Here is a 20,303-nt window from a genome sequence, read left to right as displayed (position 1 = left end):
TTACCCATTTTTAATGCCAACCAGTTGATCGATTTAATTAAAAAACCTTTTAAAAATTAGCCTAAAAGTTATAATATTTTGTTTAAAAAATGGGTAAATATAAAAAAATTAAAGAGGAATGATGATGGAAGATAAAACGCTTTTATTAATGAACCAGTATTTAGACCGTGACTATTGTGTTTTTCCAATGGCTGAAGATAAAATAGTGTTGCAAGATATCCGCAATATTGAAAATAGTTTAGCAATGAAGTTTCCTGAAGAATATGTCGCTCATTTACTTGCTGAGGATTGTGATGTTATCCTCCATAGAGGAATTTATATTGAAGCAAAAGAAGAGATCTGGCGTCGTCCACAAGCAATGGATGTAGGACCTTTTTGGACATTTTTATATGGTTTTCATACTTATACGGCTTCTAAATTAAGTGCTGATTGGATGAGACTTGATTTTGTTGCTCATCAATTTATGCAGGAAACAGGGCTTAAAGCAATCCCAATTTTGAAAATTATTAATGATGCCGATATGTATTGTGTTAACGAAAGTCGTGATATTGTAAAATTTAATCACGAAATGAATATATTAGAACCAACAAACATGGATTTTTGGCAGGTTTGGGAATTTGAATTAAAAGCGCTAAAAGAAAGAAAAGAAACCAAAAAAGCGGAATTAAAATAATTTAATATCCAAATTAGGTTAGCTTAGGAAGTAAAATACCATCAACAAAATGAGATACATTAGAAATAACCAATTGCGTTATTTCTAATTTTTTATGATTCGATCAAAAATCGTTATTATCGAGTGATATCATTAATGGTTATATAAACATTCACGCATTTTTACCAACTGCGCAATCGCTTTAGTAAAATTAGGCATGTCTGGCAATATTGAAGTAATTGATGCGGTTTCAATTTTGCTTAACAGTGTTTCTGCAATATGCATAATCTCATCATAACTTAATTGACCATTTTTAATTGCAAGCAGCTCATCGCGATTAGCTCGTTTATTGGTTATTGTGCCTTGTGTCATAATTTCATGCGCTACTTGCAATAAGCGAATAGTATGCATCATATTTTTTGCATCAAAATCATTGCCACTTTTAATATTATTTTGATAACGCTGTTCATTACGCTTTTCGACCCATTGCCAATAGGCTTTATAGTCACGGCAATGCGATGAAAAACCATCACGATTAAAACTTAAATAAGCTGTCACAGGGGTATCTATTTTTACGGAAGATAAACAAAGCTCGGTCGAATCTTGCTGTTGTACTATGCCATGATAACCACAACTGCCCAATGGATCGTAAAACAGGGCATATAAATCCCGTCCATGCCGCACATTTACCAATCCACATAAATGTTGTTTAAAACTATGCTCAGTTAGCCAATCATTTAATGGATAAGCCCGCTGATCTTCAATAATATAGCAAAAATCCAGCACGGTTTTACGTGTTACGGCAACGGGATTATTAATCTTCTTATTTAATCCTTTAGCTTTTTTTATTTGCGACATGGCATAGTGGGCAAAGGTCTGCTTGGTCTGTTTGGATAAAAACAGATCGAGTGTCAAATGCTGCATTATTGGATGCTGATAAACAATACAGCTTGGATCCGAGGCTAACACTTCTAAAATATTCGGGTTGTTTTTCAGTAACAGCTCCACAAATCGTCCTAATTCATAATAAACAATATCATTGGTTTCATTACTAATTTGTGGAATATAATCAATTCCATAGAATTTATCTTTAGGTAGATAAAAAACGCCTTTGATATCGGTATCAGATGTTTCAGTGGCTAAACCAAATGCACGGCTACCGCTGATGACTTCAAATAAGATTAAGTTTTGTGCTTTTAAATCATCGATTGTCATCTTGTATTCCTGTCTTATTTTAAGCTCATCAATGTTTGTATAAAAAAGTGATCTAACTTATCAGATTTAAAATGTTGTTCAGCAATAGCTTGTACGCTTTCGCTAACCTCACTCATGGATTGTTCAATAAACAATAAGATTTCTGGATCGATAGTGATAGGCGTTGATTCAGTCATGGTTGCTTTTAAGGCAATAATATCATTGATTTGCTGGCTTAACTCATTAGGTAATAGTGTCAATAATGGCGTAATGTCCATGGGGGCGATTTGCTGTTTTTCTAAACACCATTTGGCACATAATAATGGTCTTAATACATAAAACAGTTTTTTGACACCGATCTGCTGCCCTTCACTGCTTTGTAAGGCGCTTTTAGCAATCCCTAAATAGTGATGAATATTGCCACGAGCATTAAAAAAATCAGCACAAAGTTGCCATAATTGGTTAGCAATTGGTGCATTTTGTTGATAAATAATGGGTGATTGCAACCATTCAAACGGGGTAGTATTTGATTTGCGGATCAATTGTAAAGTCTTTTTTAAATCCCAACCATGCAAATCCAGCTCATCATCAATAGGAAAAGTTAAATGTGAAGCAGGATTATCAATAGCTAAGTATTTCTCAAACCGATGCACATAAATAAAACGCACATCATAATCACTATTCGGCGATGGAAACCCCCACGCCCGACTACCTGATTCACAGGCGTAAAGTATATGGATATTATGTTGTTGTGCTAATTCTGCTAACTTTTGTTTTATGCGGTTTTGCATTGCAACTATTCCTTTAGGTTATTTATTTTACTTTATATCTGAATTTTTAACGCTTTTAAAGCCCTTTGCCTATTACCATTAAAAAATCATTGAGCATAATGATTTATGATTGAAACGGTATAGAATCCTGAATATTTTTTACAACCGCATTAAACATTACGATGATTTAGATCTAAAATGCGATTTGCCAGCGAGTAAAAACGTGTCACCTGTGTGAATGTCTAACCATATTTGACGGCAACGTTGGCGTCGCTTTATTTGACAATAGTTAGCCAATACTAAAAATCCTTGTAATTCCATTATTCCTAAAAAATAACGTTGCCACTTAGCGGCGGTATCGGTATTGATTCCCAATTGCTGGTTAATGGTTTTAAATGTTTCACCTTGTAGCAATAAATCAATAAAAGGCAACCACCGTTCACAATGAGATAACTTATCAAGATAATACTTTTTGAGTGGATTAAACGTTCGGCGACAAGTTCGGCAACGAAAATTAAGACGGTGCCCAATGCGAACTGTGCTTAGCGATCCACAATAATCGCAAGGCATATCTGACGTATCAAGTAGCTCGGCCAGCCATGACTTAAATGCCTGAGCTTGTCGAGACACTTCTGCCGGCATCGATTGTATAAGGTTAAGTACCGCTTGATAAAGATCAGGCTCATACTGCGCTAACCAATGACGAATAACGTTATCTCGCCTTTGAGCAGCTCGCGGTGACAGGTTAAATTTATTGGCAATCAAGCTATGTGGCAGAGCAATTAATGTCATGGGCGCAATATCAATCAGTAATGCGATAGGCTTAAGGCGTCGACATAATGGACTTGTTGCGATTAACACTGGCACTCGTTGCAAAAATCGCTCAGCAGCAGAATGCTGCTCGTTGGGTAAAATAGAGTGATACATTGTTAATCCTCCTTTGAAACGGTATAGACTCCTGAATATTTTTTACAAATAATATAACCTAAAAACTGAACAGGTGGAATTATTTGATTAACCACTGCCCTGCATAAACAGAATATGCTATATTATTTTTTGTGTGATTTTACAAGGCGATAAGATGGATATTAAACTAACCAAACATGACAAACGCTATATTGAAAGCACGGACGACGTGTACAGTATTATGCAACGTGTGTTATTGCGTGAAAACAAGATCGACCAAGAAAAGGAACATCTTTGGATTATTGGTATGAATCAAGCCGGTTATATCCTGTATATTGAACTAATTGCGCTTGGATCGTATAAATCGGTCAACATTGAGCCAATGAACGTATTTCGTGTTGCGGTGATGAAAAACGCCTCTCGCGTGATTTTGGTGCATAATCACCCGTCCGGATCGCTGATCCCCTCAGCGGCCGATAAAGACATCACCGACCGCTTAATTCAAGTTGCCCATATTTTAAATATCGAACTTACCGACCACTTAATTATCACCCCAAAAACCTATATCAGCTTTCGCAGCATAAAACTTATGGAAGAACTCGAACAAAGCCTGAAATATGTTCCGACTTACCAAGTGGTTGAACGCATTCGTAAACAAGAAAAGCAAATTGCGAAAGAGAAGTTGGCGGTAGCAAATGATAAAGTAAAAACTGCTGAGGAAAAAGCTAGAACTGCAAAACTGGTCGCAAAGCATGAACGAGAGCAAAAAGAAAGGTTAGTACATGCACTATCTCAAAAAGATAGTTCCATTGAACAAATAGCTACAATTATGGAAATTGATGCTAAAGAAGTACAAAAAATTCTGAAAAAGAAAACGATGAAAGAGTAATGAGTTTCAAAAAATGTGAACTGTCTCGTAAAATAATAAGCTTATTATTGTCATGTATATAAACACAGTTATAATATTTGAAATTTTTAGTAGCAAGGAATACACATTTTATGAAATATGCTTATGAAGATATGAGTGATGAGCAATTTGAAAAATTAGTTGTTGTTATCTGCCAACATATAATGGGTATTTCTACACAAGGATTTGCTAAGGGGCCTGATGGTGGGCGAGACGCTAAATTTATTGGTACTGCCGAATTATTTCCCAGTAGAAGTTCACCTTGGGTTGGAACAACAATTATTCAAGCCAAACATACTAATGGCTATAATCGTAATTGCTCTGAATCTGATTTTTATAATAAAGAAAAGAAAACTAACCCAAATACCGTGATTGGTGGTGAACTGATTCGTATCAAAAAGTTAAAAGATCAAGGCGAGCTAGATAATTATGTCTTGTTTACTAATCGTCGTTTAACTGGTAATGCAGAGAGTGAAATATGTAAAACGATTTCAGACTATATTGAAGTCGATATAGTATCAGTAAAGATCATAGATATTAATCAGATAGAACTTTATCTTAAACGATATCCTGAAATAATGAGAATCGCTGAACTAGATCCTATCGATAGTCCGTTAATTGTTAGTCCTGACGATTTAGCAGAAGTTATCCAGGCATTTGCAAATCAAGCGCGAACACTTGAAAGAAGTTTAACCGATATCAATATTGAGCGAACCACTTATGCTAGAAAAAATCAGCTAAATAATATGACTGAGGCTTATGCTAATGAGCTTAAGCGGCGTTACCTCAAAGATGTTAATGAAATTGAATCTTTTCTATCTTTAGCTGAAAATAGTGAATTACGTGAACGTTATGATCTTGCTGCAAATGAGTTTTGTTTAAATATTATTGCAAAAAGAAAAGATTATCAGACTTTTGATGACATAATGAATTACTTATCAAAGTTATTAGTTGATAGAGACCCAATTTTAAGACAAGTTAAACATAAACGATTAGTGAATGTCATGTTGTTTTTTATGTATTGGAGTTGTGATATAGGTAAGAATGAAGATGCTAAGACCCAATAAACATACTCATCCGGATAAGACTATTATTAACATGTCTTTTTTATTGCTTACTTATATTAAGAAAAAGAGACTAAAAAAGTATGATAGTTTATTAGAATATGCTAAAAAATCCGTTGAAGGTGGACATTTTTTATTTCTACCTGCGCTTAATCTTCTTTTTTTATTAGGGTTAGTTGAGTATCATGCAAAAACTGATTCAATCGAATATGTGGGGATAAATGAAACTATCTAAATTATATTCAAATAAACCAGATTTATTTGAAACAATTATTTTTTCATCAGGTTTGAACGTAATTCAAGCTGAAATCCGTTTGCCTGAAAATAAGAAAAAAGATACCCATAATTTAGGTAAATCGACGTTAGGCAAATTACTTGATTTTTGTTTTTTATCTCAAAAAAAATCAGAATTCTTTTTATTTAAGCATGAACAGTTGTTTAACCAATTTGTATTTTTTTTAGAATTAGAATTAGAAGATGGTTCTTACCTCACTATTCGTCGAGGTGTCACTAATGCAGCTCGTATCAGTATAAAGAAACATAACGATTCACACCAAGATTTTACTCAATTAACGAATTGGGATCATGAAAATGTGCCATTTGATAAAGCGAAAGAAATTTTAGATAGTATATTGAATTTTTACTGCCTCAAACCATGGCCTTATCGCAAAATATTAGGTTATTTATTACGTTCTCAAGATGATTATCGTAATGTTTTTCAATTAAGAAAATTTGCATCTAAACATAAAGACTGGAAACCCTTTCTTGCTCATATTCTTGGTTTTAATTCTGATTTAATTACAAAACACTATGAACTTGAATCTCAACTTAAGGATGCAAGAAATAGAGAAGATATAGTACAAAAAGAGTTGGGCGGTTCAATTGAAGATATTAGTCGGATTGATGGGCTCTTATTATTAAAACAACAAGATGTTAATGAGCGACAACGGCTATTGGATCAGTTTGATTTTCATTCAGTAGATCAAGTAAAAACAAAAAAACTCATTGATGAATTAGATTTGAAAATAGCCACATTAAATAAAAGACGTTATTCATTAGAGTTTAATCGAAAAAAGATAGAATTATCTTTACAAAAACAACAAATATTATTTGATCCTGATAAGGCCGAAAGCTTATACAAAGAAGTCGGGATTCTTTTCCCTAAGCAATTAAAAAAAGATTTTAATCAACTTATTAAGTTTAACCGCGCGATTACGGAAGAACGACATAAATATTTAAAAGAAGAACTATCATCAATAAAAAAAGAGTTAATAGATATTAATCAAACCTTATTGCAATTAGGTGAAGAAAGAACACAAACTTTATCATTTTTAGGTGAAACAGATATTTTTGATAAATATAAACAAATATCTAATGATTTAATTACCTTAAAAGCTGATATTGCTTTTTTAGAAAGGCAAAAAGAGTTTATTCACAAATTGCAAGAGCTTAGGACTGAAATTAGGCAGTTAAATGAAAAATATCAAAAAATTCAAATTGATATGGAAAAAGATTTAGAGATGCAAAATAAACAGGAAACAAGTTTATTTTCAGAAATTAGGTTGTATTTCAGTCGCATTATTGAAGATGTTATTTCTCGAAAAGCATTACTTAATGTCAAAATTAATCGAGAAGGTCATCTTGACTTTAGTGCTGATATTTTAGATGAAGCTGGTTATTCAACAAGTGCTGATGATGGGCATACTTATAAAAAATTATTATGTGTGGCTTTTGATTTAGCTATATTACGCGCTCATCTTAAAGATAATTTTCCTCGTTTTGTTTATCATGATGGGATATTTGAATCTTTAGATGACAGAACAAAGATCAATCTTCTGAATGTGATAAGGCAATATTCTATTTTAGGTATTCAACAAATTATTACTGTAATTGATTCAGATATTCCACTTGATAACAATATTTTCTTTAATAAAGATGAAATTGCATTGGTATTACATGATGAAGGAATACAAGGAAGATTATTTAAATTACCATCTTGGTAATTAAATTAATCGAAAAACAAAGTTGAGTAAATGAAAGTCTTATTATTGATTAAGTCTGAATACATTAAATGAATTCTCTCATTGAAGAAGAAATTTGAATTTTAAAAGGATAGTAAAAAACTGTTCAGAATGTTTTGATTTATGCCACATTATCGGTTGGATAAGTTATCGGTGAGTTTGATATCGATGTAGTGATATCGTGAGCATTTCGCAAAAAATAAAAGGGGGTATTACCCCATAACGCACACCACCAACCGTCATTAATATACAATTCCGCCCCCCATTTGGGGCGGTCATAACTGCGTCGATCTTTTTAAGTTTGTTAGCACGTAAATAGAATATTTAACTATTGTGCGAAGCAAGTAGCGTTACTAACCTTTGTTTAATTTCATCATTAGGTTCGTTTGCAATAAGTTCTTGCAGGGCAAGCGTTAGTTTATCTGTCCAACATTGCCGATCCCAAGCTTCAATGGCATTTAATGCCATGTTTCGGTTGCGTATTACTGGGCTGTTTAGACCTATTAATATAAGATCTTCACCCATACCCGGAAATCGATTGAGCTCTTGTAAAATAGCATCCAATGCACGGTGTGCTTTATATTTGATGCCAAATGCAGATTCTAGCGCTGGCCCAGTTGCGATTTTTGTAAAGTCATATTGTTGCCCAGCTAACTGTATAACTTGTTGTACTCTTTGTATATCATCGGTTTGCATTAAATAATACCACTGTTCACCCTGATGATTTTTTTGATATGTAAAACGCGCCTCCCATGCATCAAATCCAAATTGCGTGTAAAGATCAGCAGCTAGGCAAAATTTACTGCTATCATCGGTCATTAAATCATGTTCAATTAATGCTAACCATTTATCTTGATGAATAAACTCATTCGCTTTTTCAATAATTGCGTTTTTTATTTTTTCATTCCAATTAGGATAGCTTTCATTAAGCTGGTTGCTAACAAAATCACGTATAGTCAGTACTGTCCGTAAAGGGGGGAGTTCAGCTAATGAGGGTAGTTTTAGTAAATGTTTTAAATAATTTAAACAAACAATAGCCCCCTCCTCATAACAATGCATATCTTCAGCTGGTCCGCCCATGATGAGTGCCTCTAAAATTTCACTCGCAGATTCTAATAAAGGTAAATCAACATAATCTTGTTCTAAAACCTGATTTAATTCACCTGTGGTTGCACAAGTATAAGCAAGATATTCGTTCATAACGCTATTTTGATAACCCGCTCTTAATAACCAATCTTTAGTTGTTGATGATAATTGATATCCGGCTAATCGTTCAACGATATGGATCCTACCCCAACCATCCACTTTTTTAGCTAAAGTAACTAAGGCATTTTCGACTTCTTTGGGTGATGATAAGGTATTTTGTAATGCAACTGCTGAATACAAGGTAAACTCTTCATGCATGCCTAATAATAAAAATAAGTCTGTTTGTTCGGTAGTAAAACATCCTAATACAGCAATACTAAATTTAATGATTTCACGATCAGGGCTATTTGTTGCTAACCAATAGGTAAATTCATATAACTTATCAAAATCAATGTCAATTTTTGGTATTGCATCACTTAAATCATCAATAAAACTTAAAGTACCTTCCGTATTTATTAAGGTGTAAAGTTTTTCGATATCGTGTTTATTGGGTTGTGTTGATATTGTGATTAGTAACGTTAAAATTTCTTCAACACATGTGTGTTCAGATGATGCGCCATGATGATTGCTAACCCCATCCATCGCCCCTGCGGCCCATTTTAATTTTGTATCATCAGATGATTCATCAGGAAGTGTTTGGGCTATTTCAGGTAGTTTTTCAGCATGTTGATAAAGCAGTAAAAATTGATAAATACTGATTTTATTGTTATCCCATACCATTGGAAATGGTTGAGTCGTCGCCCTATTTGAGGGTTCTGTGGTTGAATTTTGAGTATTTTCTTTCATCGTTAATCCTTTAAATATTTTATTGTTAGAATGATTAATCAGTTATTTAAATTAAATTGAATTGAATAATCGCGATAGTCATGCATTATTTTTAGATTGTAATTGATATAATTTAAGTTGTTTATATTTTTATTTCCACCAATACCGAGGATTACTCCTCGATATTTTTTACCCTTTCACACACACGACTTGCCGTAATTGATGGACAATTTCGACCAGTTCATTTTGGGCAGTCATTACCGCATCAATATCTTTATATGCCATTGGTATTTCATCAATCACATCAGCATCTTTACGGCATTCAACATGTGCGGTGGCTTTGATTTGGTCTTCAATGGTAAATTTCTTTTTGGCTTCTGTTCGGCTCATAACTCGCCCTGCACCATGTGAGCATGAACAGAAACTTTCTTCATTACCAAGTCCACGGACAATATAGCTTTTAGCGCCCATTGAGCCCGGAATAATCCCTAGCTCACCTTTACGAGCTGATACCGCTCCTTTGCGTGTCACAAAAATATTATGACCAAAATGATGCTCTCTTTGAACATAGTTATGGTGGCAGTTAACTGCTTGTAGACGACTAATATACTCAATATTTAGTGTATTACCGATAGCTTTAATTGTGTTATGCATCATTGCCTCACGATTTAAACGGGCAAACTCTTGAGCCCAATTTACCGCCATAAGATAATCATTAAAATGCTTAGTGCCTTCAACAAAGTAGGCTAAATCTTTACTTGGTAAAAAGTTATCAATCAAGTAAGTAGCCATATCTTGTTTAGCTACGTTGATAAAATATTCTCCAATAGCATTACCCACACCACGTGAACCGCTATGTAACATAATCCAAACCCGATCAGCTTCGTCTAAACAAATTTCGATAAAATGATTACCCGTTCCTAATGTTCCTAAATGATGGTAGTTATTGGTATTTAAAAAACGTGGATATTTTTCAGTCAGTTTTTCAAATTCTGGTAATAGCTGTTGCCAATATTGATCCACAATTAATGGTGGATTTTGCCAACTCCCTTGATCGCGTCCTATTTTTTTGGGCGTTAAGCCATGCGGTACGGCTTTTTCAATCGCTAAACGTAAGGGTGCTAGGTTGTCAGGTAGATCAGCGTTGGTTAATGAAGTTTGTACTGCCATCATTCCGCAGCCAATATCTACACCAACCGCAGCGGGTATAATTGCACCAATAGTTGGAATCACACTACCAATAGTCGAGCCTTTACCTACATGCACATCAGGCATTACAGCGATATGTTTAAAAATAAACGGTAATTGTGCCAATTTTAATAGTTGTTCTTTGGCTTCAAGTTCTACTGGTACGCCTTTTGTCCACATTTTTATCGGCTTAGTATTTTCGGTTTTTAATACTTCATATTGTCTCATTTTTTCATTCCTTGGTTTTATTATGCCGTGGTTAATGGCATGATGTTATATCTTTGGTTATATTTACGGTTATATCTACATTTTCGGTTGGATATTAATCAAACCATGTAACACTTGATCAAGCCCACCGACCACCGAGATTTTGTCGATCCGTTCGGCAATGCGTTCTAGTGTTTCCATCTCTTTCAAGCGTAAAGCAACAGGGTTGTTTTCCATCACTTTAGCCGTGTTTAATAATGAACGAGTGGCTGAGGTTTCTTCTCGACGGCGAATTACATTGGCTTGTGCTGATTTTTCAGCTTCTACAACTTGCGATAAAATCGATTTCATATCACCGGGTAAAATAATATCTTTTACGCCAAGTGAAACCGTTGTTAATCCAAAACCGTCTAAACGTATTTGCACATGTTTAGTTACTACTTCATCAATAATATTTTTATTTTCAAGCAATTCATCTAGTGTTCGGGTTCCAATCGCTTCACGTAAACCAAATTGTAACTCTCGGTAGAGCAATTCTACTGGGGTTGCTGTTTTTTCAAATGCCGTTAATACATCGGTATAGTGCCAGTTTGCGACTAGATTAATACGTAAATTTACTTTATCTTTGGTCAAAATCTCTTGTCCCGTTACTTCTAAAGCCTGTAAGCGCATATCAACAATATCAACCGATATTTCACGGTTAAAGCGCCAATAGGCGGTAATGCCAGCGGTTAACAGTTGCTCGATTTTGCCATTTACCTTTAGTATTCCAACATAATAAGCAGGCACTTGGGCAATCAATACGCCACTATTACCAATGATATTTTTTTGTCGTAATTCTGGTTGTAATAATTGTTCAATTATTTCATCACTTAAGGTATATCCTTGGTTTAAATCAATTTTGGTTATATGTTGTTTATCACCGTTTTGCCAGTAAAGCCGTTTGGTTCCAGGTGATAGAATTTCAACAAGTAAATCATTTTCATAACGTAGCCCTACTTCATTGGCTCCAACTTCCATCGCAACACAAAATTGTAATAGTTGTTGTGGCGCACGTTGTTCGATTGCATTAGCGATCCGATCATCAATACGGCTTTCTCGTAAATTAAATTTACCCAGTACGATGGTGTGTTTAAATTGGCAGTAACCGACTATAGTTTCTGGCGCAATGATTTTTATTAATTGATTATCAACAAATAAGGTACCGATTTGTTCATGAATAAAATGATGTAGAACCAATTTATCGATATGAGTAATTGTTGCGTTAGTATTTTTTGCTTCAAGTAATTCGTTAGCGATCTCTGTTGGTAATTCATAATCCTGTTGTAATAACACTTTTTTTATTGAGTGCGATTTATAGCTGTTCCAATACAATGTTTTGGTCGCAGGTAAAATCACTTCAACCAGTTTTTGTTGTTCATAACGTAACGCTATCTCATTATCAGCTACATCAACCAAATAACAATATTGTTTAACGATGTCTGGATAGAAGTTAAGTAACTGTTCGGTCATTTCATCTGATACTCTAGGAAATGCTAAATCTATGATTTTGTAGCTTATTGTATTTAGCGGATCGATTTTTCGGTATACACCCGCAGTTAAGATCTGATCAATCTCGTCATGTTTATATAACACGGCAATTTCATATTTTTTTACTTTAATTGTTTTAATCATTTTATTGTCCTTTTTATGACAATCAGCCATCGTGTTTGTGCTAATTTAAACGGCTTAAGTAACGAAATAATAGGGGGAGCATTAAAGTGAATAAGAAAATAACCCTTCTTATTGGTATTTAACTTTCTGCCTATTATCCAGTTTTTTTATCTTAGTCATCCTAATTAATCACTAAGTTAATCGGTTTAAACTAATGGATAAGTTTGATGCCATACAACTTTATACCTTTCTTATCCAACACGATCACTGACTGTGTTTATTACTTCTTTTGTTTCTTGGTTTTTGAAGTAGGACTCGAACCTACTACATATCGATGGTATCGATTGTTCTACCTGATGAACTATTCAAAAATTGCTTTTACTCAGCAACCTAATCACCCAATCAGGAATACATGTTGATAATCTTTTACGTTTTCATCTTATAGATAATTCGCTTAAGTATTCGCTATGTACCTTACTGTTATCAAAAACAGTTTTGTTTGCTTAGGTATAGGTAATATTGCGAAAAGCGTGCCAAAAAATACAAAATATTGAAATAAAAACATAATTAATTGATTTATAATTAAATAAAAAATAATTTATATATTAAGATTGAATTGTAATGGTTTTTTTATTACTGATTTATTATAATTTTATATATTGTTTTATAAATATTTATAAAAATGAAAAAGAATGTAGTATTTGGTTTTTTAGGAAATGTACTGGATCAACGTGGTAAAGGTAAACGACGCTGGCGGCATTGGCGACCGACTATTGATTTATGTTATCAGTCAGAGATAGGCTTTAATCGGTTAGAACTACTTTATTATCAAAATGATTATCATCTGCTTTGTGAAGTGATTAAAGATATTAAAACTTTATCACCACAAATCGAAGTAAGACCAATTGCAATAAACATAGACGATCCATGGGATTTTGAGCAAGTTTATACCTGCCTTTTTGATATTTCGAAGAATTACGCATTTAATCCAGAACAAGAAAACTATTATGTTCATATTACAACAGGCACGCATGTTGCTCAGATTTGTTGGTTTTTACTGGCTGAGTCACGCTATTATCCCGCTAAATTATTACAAATGTCACCGCCAGATAAACATCAGTCTGCCTCGCAATCTTATATGGAGTTAACCGAAAATGAACTGATTAGGCAAGTGCCTTGCGGTAAAATGAATATCATCGATTTAAATTTGCATTGTTACGATAAAATCTTAACGCGTTTTCAACAATATGCCCATCAAGCAACCGATTTATTAAAGTCAGGTATCGCAACGCGTAATCAACAATTCAATCAGTTAATTGCTGAAATAGAACAAGTCGCTAGTCGATCGCATGCACCTATTTTATTGTGTGGACCTACAGGTGCCGGTAAATCATTTTTGGCTAAACAGATTTATTTACTCAAACACAGTAATCATCAAATTAGCGGTCAGTTTGTTGAAGTCAATTGCGCCACTTTGCGTGGAGATAGTACAATGTCAACCTTGTTTGGTCATGTCAAAGGCGCCTTTACAGGTGCTAATCTTGCCCGCACTGGATTACTTAAAAATGCTGATGGCGGTTTATTGTTTTTAGATGAAATTGGTGAACTTGGGCTTGATGAGCAAGCCATGTTATTAAAAGCGATTGAAGAAAAGCAATTTTATCCATTTGGTAGTGATAAACCGATACAGAGTGATTTTCAGTTAATCGCTGGCACGAATAAAGATCTGAAACAGGCAATAAAACAAGGCGAGTTTCGAGAAGATCTGTTCGCCAGAATTAACTTGTGGAGTTATCAACTGCCAAGTTTAGCTCAACGTAAAGAAGACATTGAACCGAACATTGATTATGAGTTGGCACGTTATGCCAAAGAATATGGCATAATGCCACGCTTTAATCAACAATCACGACGCGCCTATTTGGCCTTTGCCACCAGTCCCGATGCTTTATGGTTGGGTAACTTTCGTGAACTAAATAGTTCGATTATTCGAATGGCGACGTTAGCTCCACAAGCTAATATTACGCTTGAACAAGTTGAAAAAGAGATTGCGCGCTTAAAACAAAACTGGGGACAAAGCAGAAATGATCATTCTTTAATCCCAATTGATATCGATGAATTTGATCGCTACCAACTAGAAAAAGTGATCGAAATATGCCAAAAAAGTGAAACATTATCTGCCGCAGGCCGGCATTTATTTGCCGTTTCTCGCACCAAAAAACAACGCAGTAATGATGCTGATCGGCTAAAGAAATATTTAGCTAAATTTGGTTTGAGTTGGGAGGTGATTCATCAATAGCAAATCATTTAATCCTAACATGATAGAGGTAAATCCACTGGTATCAAAAGTGGATTTATTTTGACCAAAGTCTTAGCTATTCAATTTAATTATGACTGATGATTAAATGTTGAAAGGTTGGTTAACAAATTATTAGATTCTGCATACAACGACAAAACTCTTATTTTAATCTTCTGTTTGTTCTTCAAATACTGACATATCAATACTAAGTAATTCTAAAGAATTATTACGTTTTATACCTACCCCATTTTCAATAAGTAATTCAATTAATCTTGAGCCATCAATTAAGGTAATTGGCGCAGCACCAGGGTAGTTAGCTGCTTCTGCACAACCTGATGAAAATTTGCTTGTTGTGATTAATGTGCCTCGTATAGCTTTATGATAAGGTAAAGCTCCTCTTAATTGATCGATCAATGGGCGATTAACTGAATTTTGCATTCGTTTTACTTGAACAACTTCTGTAATACGCGTAATACCCACTTGTACATTACCTATTACATCAATACCTTTATCGCCCGAAGCTTTAGTAACCGTAACATCTTCATAACCCATCGCTTGTAATAATTGACCAATTAATATTTCAAAATGATAAGGGTTCATATTATGTAATTGTTCTGATAATAATGCTTTTTGTTGTTCATTATATCGAACAACAGAATCCATAATATCATCCAATGGGTCACGTAATTTAGTTTGTGGAAGATCATCTAACCATTTTTGACCACTATCCGTTATCTGATAAACAATACCATTACGTTTAACAAGTTTGCGATCGACTAAATTCACTAGTCGAGCATATAAAGTTGATTTACATGCACGTTCACTATTCCATTTTGAATTCTGGCGCAAATAAGTGATCCATTCTGGTAATAAATCGCCATTTTTAGCTTGTCCACGTACACTAAGTAATTCTAATAGTTGTAATATTGCTTCTGCATCATCCAATTCTCGCAAAACTGTTTTATCACCTTTTAAAAAAGCTTTCCCTTTTGCTGAGGGTTGCCAACAGCCTTGCATATCGACAGTCATTAGGTTGCCATTATTTATAAACATATAAGTACCATAACTATGGCGAGGATTTAATACGTGGTTATCCTGCGACCATATTTTATTCGCTATTTCAGCGTATTCGCCACTTAGTCGTTCATCGATCCAGCTATTAGGGATTGACCAGTCCACTGGTTTTTGTGGTGTCCCAGACTGTCCTCGAATCTCACTAATCATGCCATGTACAGACTTTTTAGTATATCCAGATACTGCTTTAATCATTGCTGCTGTCTGGGCATATGTTGGAAATAGTGGTGTTATAGTTTTATAGGTCACAATTTATTCCTTAAAGTATTTCAGTGATTTAAAACAATAAAATTATCACTTAACATGCAATAATATTTAGTTAATCTAAAAGTTAATTTATTTTATAACGAAAAAAGCATATCAGAAATAAAAGCAAAAATAATCTATTAGAAAACTAAATTATGGTTGCAATGCGGTTATACCGATCTAGCTTTGCTCTACAATTTGTTAACTCGATATGGTTTAACGAATTGTTGTCGTTGTCTTGAAAAGATTCAATGTTTTTTACATCCAAATAGATAATAGGTAAACTAAAGTTAGCTACTTTTCCTGTTAATAATATGATATTAGAAGAAAAATTTTTCAGTCTCGACCAAAGCCATATGTTATTACTTAATTATATTGACTTTATTAAGTCGAAAAGAGGTTGTTTAATTTGCACAAAACTTAATAATTACTGACACTTTACAGATTGTTACCTTTTGTATAGAATAAGCCCGCTTTCCTGAATCGTGCTGCTGCAGGAAAACAGTAATTATCTTCTCAACAGAGGAGACCGTTTTTTATTGTTTTCTAGGTGGCAATGATGTCTACATTTACCCGTTTACAAAAACGTTTATTCCGACTAGGGATTGAAAGTCATTTTTATAATGATATTTATACTTTTAATCAACAAAATACGACCGCTCAAGTTTTATTACCGCAGGCTTTACCTTTAGAAGAAAAAGCTGTCAAGCAGTTACTGGATTTTGCATCGGTCAAGGTACCTAATAGCTTAGGACACGTGTGTGCCGCTCGAGCTACTCCCGATTTTCACCCAGGTGCAATTGCGCCAGTGGGCAGTATTGTGGCAACAACGGAAGATTTAATTATTCCAGCAGCTATTGGCACTGATATTAACTGTGGTATGCGCCTTTTAACAACGGGCTTAAGTTATGATCAAGTGCATGACCAAAAATCAACAATTATTGCGCAACTAAAACGTGTATTATTGCAAGATGAGCGAGATGTTCCTGTTACGCCACAATCCTTTCAAGCGTTGTTTGATCAAGGAATCGCAGAATGGATTGCAGCACTACCACAACAAGGGTTGTGGCAAGAGGTTAACGTTAAGCGATTACTTGCCGAAATTAATCAAATATCAGGACAGACGTTAGTCACCGCCGATAGTAAATACGCGCCAGAGGCCTTTTTTGAGTCACGCAGTATTATCCGTCCAGCAAGCTTAGGTACCGTTGGTTCAGGTAACCATTTTGTTGAGTTACAAATTGTTGATGAAATCCTTGATCGACATTTAGCTTATCAAATGGGGCTAAAGAAAGATGCTGTTGTGATAATGATTCATACTGGTTCACGAGATGTGGGATTTTATATTGGCAAGCGTTGGCAAGATAAAGCCAAAGAATTATGGCCAGTAAACGAAAAATATCCAACATCAGGATTATTTGGTTTGGCCGATGATAATGCTCAAAATTACTTGCAAGCTATGGGCGTTGCAGCACGTTATGCTTGGATCAACCGAATTGTTATCACGGAATTGATACGTAAAGAATTCATGGCGATTTTTAAACACGATAATAGTCAGTTAATCGTGGATATTTCGCATAATATTATTTTACCTGAGCATGGCATGAATATTCACCGCAAAGGAGCAACGCCAGCTAATCAAGGGGAAATAGTATTAATTCCCGGCTCGATGGGCGATTACTCTTATGTGGCGGTTGGTAAAGGGAATTCAGATTGGTTATGGTCTTGCTCGCATGGTGCGGGTAGAGCTGAAAGACGGCAATCAATGCGTAGCAAAAAAGTGGTGACTGATAAGGTTAATTTGCCATGGCAATGTATTACCTTAAAAGAGGAACGTCTACGTGAAGAAGCCCCTGCGGCTTATAAACCGATCACACCTGTAATCGAATCGCAAGAAAATGCTGATTTAATCCAGTCTGTGGTAAAACTTAAACCTTGGATCACGTTTAAAGCGTGATCAAGCAAACAGCCCAAGCTTTGTTAGTTTGGGCTGTTTTTATAATCAATTGCTATTCTAAATTTTTACCATTGTATTTTGTTTATGTTGCAATATCACTAGGTATTGAGTTAGTTTTACTCATCCAGATCTCAGCGTTATTAACCCAATAAGTTTGAGACAATATTTTTTCCTTTTAACCGATTTAGCATTCACATATAACAATCAACAATTCCTATTGTAAACAAGAGAAATACAATAAGTAGGTTTATTATAGAATTTAGTGACAGAATTAACTGTCACCTTTATTATTCATTATGATTTTTTTCCTCTATACAGAAACAGGCAATTTTATGTTCGTTATAGTTAATAAGTTGCGGTTGTTCAATTGTGCAACGTGGAAATGCTAAACGGCACCGGGCATTAAAAGCACACCCCAAAGGAGGATTAAGAGGGCTTGGTAATTCCCCTTCTAATTTGATTCTATCTCGCCTAAGATCTGGATTTAATCTTGGAGTTGCTGATAATAGCGCTTGAGTGTATGGATGCTTTGGATTGCGATAGATTTCATCTTTCCGTCCTTGTTCAACGCAACGCCCTAAATACATCACCATTACGTCATCAGCAATATGCTCAACGACAGAAAGGTCATGAGAAATAAAAACATAAGATAAACCTAGATCTTGCTGTAGATCCATCATTAAATTTAGCACTTGTGCACGCACAGAAACATCTAATGCTGAAACGGGTTCATCAGCAACCACTATTTCGGGATCAAGCATTAAACCTCTTGCGATAGCAATGCGTTGACGTTGTCCCCCTGAAAACATATGCGGATAACGATTATAAAACTCTTCTTTTAATCCAACTTTTTTCATCATTGATAGTACTTTTGCTTTACGATCATTGGCTGTTAAATCGGTATTGATAATTAGCGGTTCTTCTAATATGGAACCGATTTTTTTGCGTGGATTGAGTGATGAGTATGGATTTTGGAAAACAATTTGGATCTTTTGGCGACGCAATTTTTGAGCTTGCAGGTCATCATCCAACAGATTCTGATCTTTAAAATAAAGTTCTCCTGATGTGGGCTTTTCGATCATGGTCAATAATCTTGCTAATGAGGATTTACCACAACCCGATTCACCAACAATCGCAAGTGTTTTGGCTTTACCTAATGTAAAAGATACACCGTCAACGGCTTTAACTTGTTTAGCTTCAGAAAAGAATCCCGTTTTAACATGATAATATTTTGTCAGGTTTCGGGCATCAAGCAGTAATTCTTTATTTTCCATATTATTGTTCATATTGTGGTATCCCTTCGCTTGATAATGGATAATGGCATTTTACTTTTCTAGTTGCAGAATAACTCATTAATGCGGGTTCTTCGGTATAACAGCGTTCGGTAGCATAAGGACAACGCGGATTGAGTAAACAGCCCGTTGGCCGATCATATTTTCCTGGAACGACACCCGCTAATGATGCTAATCGCTCTTTGTCTTGCGTAAATTCAGGCAGCGAGCGTAATAATGCTTGTGTATAAGGGTGTAATGGTTTTTTAAAGATAATTTCAGCATCACCTATTTCAACGACTTGTCCAGCATACATCACAATAATTTTTTGCGCAGCCTCAGAAACTAGCGCTAAGTCGTGTGTAATAAGAACTAATGCCATGTTATTTTTGCGTTGCAACTCAAGCAATAACTCGATAATTTGCCCTTGAATTGTAACATCAAGCGCGGTTGTTGGTTCATCAGCAATTAAGAGCTTTGGGTTACATGCAATGGCTATTGCGATCATGACGCGTTGGCTCATGCCACCAGATAACTGATGCGGATAAACATTTAATCGATTTTCTGCATCAGCAATACCCACTAATTTAAGCAATTCAATCGCTCTTGCTTTGAGTGCTTTTTTACTGCCACCTTGGTGAATTTTCAAGGTTTCAATGATTTGGTAACCTATGGTAAAACATGGGTTTAAGCTCGTCATCGGATCTTGAAAGATCATTGCCACATCTGCACCCACAATTTTACGACGCATTTTGGTTGAGATTTGTTGAAGGTCTTTGCCATCAAAATGTAATGCATTGGCATTGACTTTACCTGGAAAATCAATTAATCCCATTATGGCGAGTGAACTCACTGACTTGCCTGAGCCTGATTCACCCACAATGCCAACAACTTGCCCTTGTTCAACGTCATAACTAATGTGGTCTACCGCTTTAAATCCACCAAATTGAACAGATAATTCTTTTACTTCTAATAGTGCCATGACT

16 protein-coding genes are annotated in these 20,303 nt (G+C 34.9%); 7 read left to right on the top strand and 9 right to left on the bottom strand.

Annotated elements, in window-relative coordinates; genetic code table 11:
• Positions 1 to 121: 121 nt before the first annotated feature.
• Positions 122 to 673: a hypothetical protein gene (locus tag A9G24_RS04600; protein ID WP_176701164.1), complete on the top strand. Its 552-nt coding sequence runs from the start codon at positions 122 to 124 to the stop codon at positions 671 to 673.
• A gap of 132 nt (positions 674 to 805) precedes the next feature.
• Here A9G24_RS04600 and A9G24_RS04595 read toward each other — a convergent pair whose 3' ends face one another.
• From A9G24_RS04595 to A9G24_RS04585, 3 genes are all read right to left on the bottom strand, one after another.
• Entirely contained in the window at positions 806 to 1,867 is a 1,062-nt protein-coding gene (locus A9G24_RS04595; protein ID WP_065637970.1) for a nucleotidyltransferase domain-containing protein, read from the bottom strand.
• Between the two features lie 14 nt (positions 1,868 to 1,881).
• The gene (locus A9G24_RS04590; protein ID WP_065637969.1) at positions 1,882 to 2,637 is read right to left on the bottom strand and encodes a nucleotidyltransferase domain-containing protein; all 756 of its coding nucleotides are present in this window, start codon (positions 2,635 to 2,637) and stop codon (positions 1,882 to 1,884) included.
• Between the two features lie 156 nt (positions 2,638 to 2,793).
• Positions 2,794 to 3,543: a hypothetical protein gene (locus A9G24_RS04585; RefSeq protein WP_065637968.1), complete on the bottom strand. Its 750-nt coding sequence runs from the start codon at positions 3,541 to 3,543 to the stop codon at positions 2,794 to 2,796.
• Positions 3,544 to 3,697: 154 nt separating this feature from the next.
• On the opposite strand from A9G24_RS04585, the gene A9G24_RS04580 reads away from it, so the two are divergent.
• The 4 genes from A9G24_RS04580 to A9G24_RS04565 all read left to right on the top strand — a co-directional run bounded on the left by A9G24_RS04580 (position 3,698) and on the right by A9G24_RS04565 (position 7,496).
• Positions 3,698 to 4,411 carry a JAB domain-containing protein gene (locus tag A9G24_RS04580; RefSeq protein ID WP_065637967.1) on the top strand — a complete coding sequence of 238 codons (714 nt, stop codon included), beginning with the start codon at positions 3,698 to 3,700 and terminating at the stop codon, positions 4,409 to 4,411.
• 110 nt (positions 4,412 to 4,521) lie between these two features.
• Positions 4,522 to 5,496: an ABC-three component system protein gene (locus A9G24_RS04575; protein WP_065636372.1), complete on the top strand. Its 975-nt coding sequence runs from the start codon at positions 4,522 to 4,524 to the stop codon at positions 5,494 to 5,496.
• Positions 5,480 to 5,728, top strand: a complete 249-nt coding sequence (locus tag A9G24_RS04570; protein WP_065636373.1) for an ABC-three component system middle component 8 — start codon at positions 5,480 to 5,482, stop codon at positions 5,726 to 5,728. The genes A9G24_RS04575 and A9G24_RS04570 overlap by 17 nt, the downstream gene beginning before the upstream one ends.
• Positions 5,715 to 7,496, top strand: a complete 1,782-nt coding sequence (locus A9G24_RS04565) for a DUF2326 domain-containing protein (protein WP_065637966.1) — start codon at positions 5,715 to 5,717, stop codon at positions 7,494 to 7,496. The genes A9G24_RS04570 and A9G24_RS04565 overlap by 14 nt, the downstream gene beginning before the upstream one ends.
• Before the next feature lie 342 nt (positions 7,497 to 7,838).
• On the opposite strand, the gene A9G24_RS04560 is transcribed toward A9G24_RS04565, so the two are convergent.
• The 3 genes from A9G24_RS04560 to A9G24_RS04550 all read right to left on the bottom strand — a co-directional run bounded on the left by A9G24_RS04560 (position 7,839) and on the right by A9G24_RS04550 (position 12,059).
• Positions 7,839 to 9,446, bottom strand: coding sequence for a hypothetical protein (locus tag A9G24_RS04560; RefSeq protein WP_065637965.1), 1,608 nt, complete (start codon positions 9,444 to 9,446; stop codon positions 7,839 to 7,841).
• A gap of 168 nt (positions 9,447 to 9,614) precedes the next feature.
• On the bottom strand, positions 9,615 to 10,841 hold the full coding sequence (locus tag A9G24_RS04555) for an RtcB family protein (protein ID WP_065637964.1): 1,227 nt from the start codon (positions 10,839 to 10,841) through the stop codon (positions 9,615 to 9,617).
• Between the two features lie 75 nt (positions 10,842 to 10,916).
• Positions 10,917 to 12,059: a slipin family protein gene (locus tag A9G24_RS04550; RefSeq protein ID WP_065638034.1), complete on the bottom strand. Its 1,143-nt coding sequence runs from the start codon at positions 12,057 to 12,059 to the stop codon at positions 10,917 to 10,919.
• 1,096 nt (positions 12,060 to 13,155) lie between these two features.
• Between A9G24_RS04550 and rtcR the strand changes: the two genes are divergently transcribed.
• Positions 13,156 to 14,769, top strand: coding sequence for an RNA repair transcriptional activator RtcR (gene rtcR / locus A9G24_RS04540; protein ID WP_065637963.1), 1,614 nt, complete (start codon positions 13,156 to 13,158; stop codon positions 14,767 to 14,769).
• 165 nt (positions 14,770 to 14,934) lie between these two features.
• Here rtcR and A9G24_RS04535 read toward each other — a convergent pair whose 3' ends face one another.
• Positions 14,935 to 16,095 (bottom strand): restriction endonuclease, encoded by a 1,161-nt coding sequence (locus tag A9G24_RS04535; RefSeq protein WP_141673064.1) that lies wholly within the window; start codon positions 16,093 to 16,095, stop codon positions 14,935 to 14,937.
• A 553-nt stretch (positions 16,096 to 16,648) separates the two neighbouring features.
• On the opposite strand from A9G24_RS04535, the gene A9G24_RS04530 reads away from it, so the two are divergent.
• On the top strand, positions 16,649 to 18,046 hold the full coding sequence (locus A9G24_RS04530) for an RtcB family protein (RefSeq protein WP_065637962.1): 1,398 nt from the start codon (positions 16,649 to 16,651) through the stop codon (positions 18,044 to 18,046).
• 287 nt (positions 18,047 to 18,333) lie between these two features.
• On the opposite strand, the gene A9G24_RS04525 is transcribed toward A9G24_RS04530, so the two are convergent.
• On the bottom strand, positions 18,334 to 19,332 hold the full coding sequence (locus A9G24_RS04525; protein WP_065637961.1) for a peptide ABC transporter ATP-binding protein: 999 nt from the start codon (positions 19,330 to 19,332) through the stop codon (positions 18,334 to 18,336).
• Entirely contained in the window at positions 19,322 to 20,299 is a 978-nt protein-coding gene (dppD, locus tag A9G24_RS04520; RefSeq protein ID WP_065581539.1) for a dipeptide ABC transporter ATP-binding protein, read from the bottom strand. The genes A9G24_RS04525 and dppD overlap by 11 nt, the downstream gene beginning before the upstream one ends.
• Positions 20,300 to 20,303 lie beyond the last annotated feature (4 nt).

This window comes from Gilliamella sp. App6-5 (assembly GCF_001690525.1).
Taxonomy (GTDB): Bacteria; Pseudomonadota; Gammaproteobacteria; order Enterobacterales; family Orbaceae; genus Gilliamella; species Gilliamella apicola_H.
This window is presented reverse-complemented; position numbering and strand designations above follow the sequence as displayed.

Excerpts from the sequence above, each read along its gene's own strand:
- A9G24_RS04525 (WP_065637961.1), bottom strand. The coding sequence starts at position 19,332 with ATGAACAATAATATGGAAAATAAAGAATTACTGCTTGATGCCCGAAAC.
- A9G24_RS04585 (WP_065637968.1), bottom strand. The coding sequence starts at position 3,543 with ATGTATCACTCTATTTTACCCAACGAGCAGCATTCTGCTGCTGAGCGA.
- A9G24_RS04595 (WP_065637970.1), bottom strand. The coding sequence starts at position 1,867 with ATGACAATCGATGATTTAAAAGCACAAAACTTAATCTTATTTGAAGTC.
- A9G24_RS04580 (WP_065637967.1), top strand. The coding sequence starts at position 3,698 with ATGGATATTAAACTAACCAAACATGACAAACGCTATATTGAAAGCACG.
- A9G24_RS04565 (WP_065637966.1), top strand. The coding sequence starts at position 5,715 with ATGAAACTATCTAAATTATATTCAAATAAACCAGATTTATTTGAAACA.
- A9G24_RS04555 (WP_065637964.1), bottom strand. The coding sequence starts at position 10,841 with ATGAGACAATATGAAGTATTAAAAACCGAAAATACTAAGCCGATAAAA.
- A9G24_RS04575 (WP_065636372.1), top strand. The coding sequence starts at position 4,522 with ATGAAATATGCTTATGAAGATATGAGTGATGAGCAATTTGAAAAATTA.
- A9G24_RS04600 (WP_176701164.1), top strand. The coding sequence starts at position 122 with ATGATGGAAGATAAAACGCTTTTATTAATGAACCAGTATTTAGACCGT.
- A9G24_RS04560 (WP_065637965.1), bottom strand. The coding sequence starts at position 9,446 with ATGAAAGAAAATACTCAAAATTCAACCACAGAACCCTCAAATAGGGCG.
- A9G24_RS04590 (WP_065637969.1), bottom strand. The coding sequence starts at position 2,637 with ATGCAAAACCGCATAAAACAAAAGTTAGCAGAATTAGCACAACAACAT.
- A9G24_RS04530 (WP_065637962.1), top strand. The coding sequence starts at position 16,649 with ATGTCTACATTTACCCGTTTACAAAAACGTTTATTCCGACTAGGGATT.
- dppD (WP_065581539.1), bottom strand. The coding sequence starts at position 20,299 with ATGGCACTATTAGAAGTAAAAGAATTATCTGTTCAATTTGGTGGATTT.
- rtcR (WP_065637963.1), top strand. The coding sequence starts at position 13,156 with ATGAAAAAGAATGTAGTATTTGGTTTTTTAGGAAATGTACTGGATCAA.
- A9G24_RS04570 (WP_065636373.1), top strand. The coding sequence starts at position 5,480 with ATGCTAAGACCCAATAAACATACTCATCCGGATAAGACTATTATTAAC.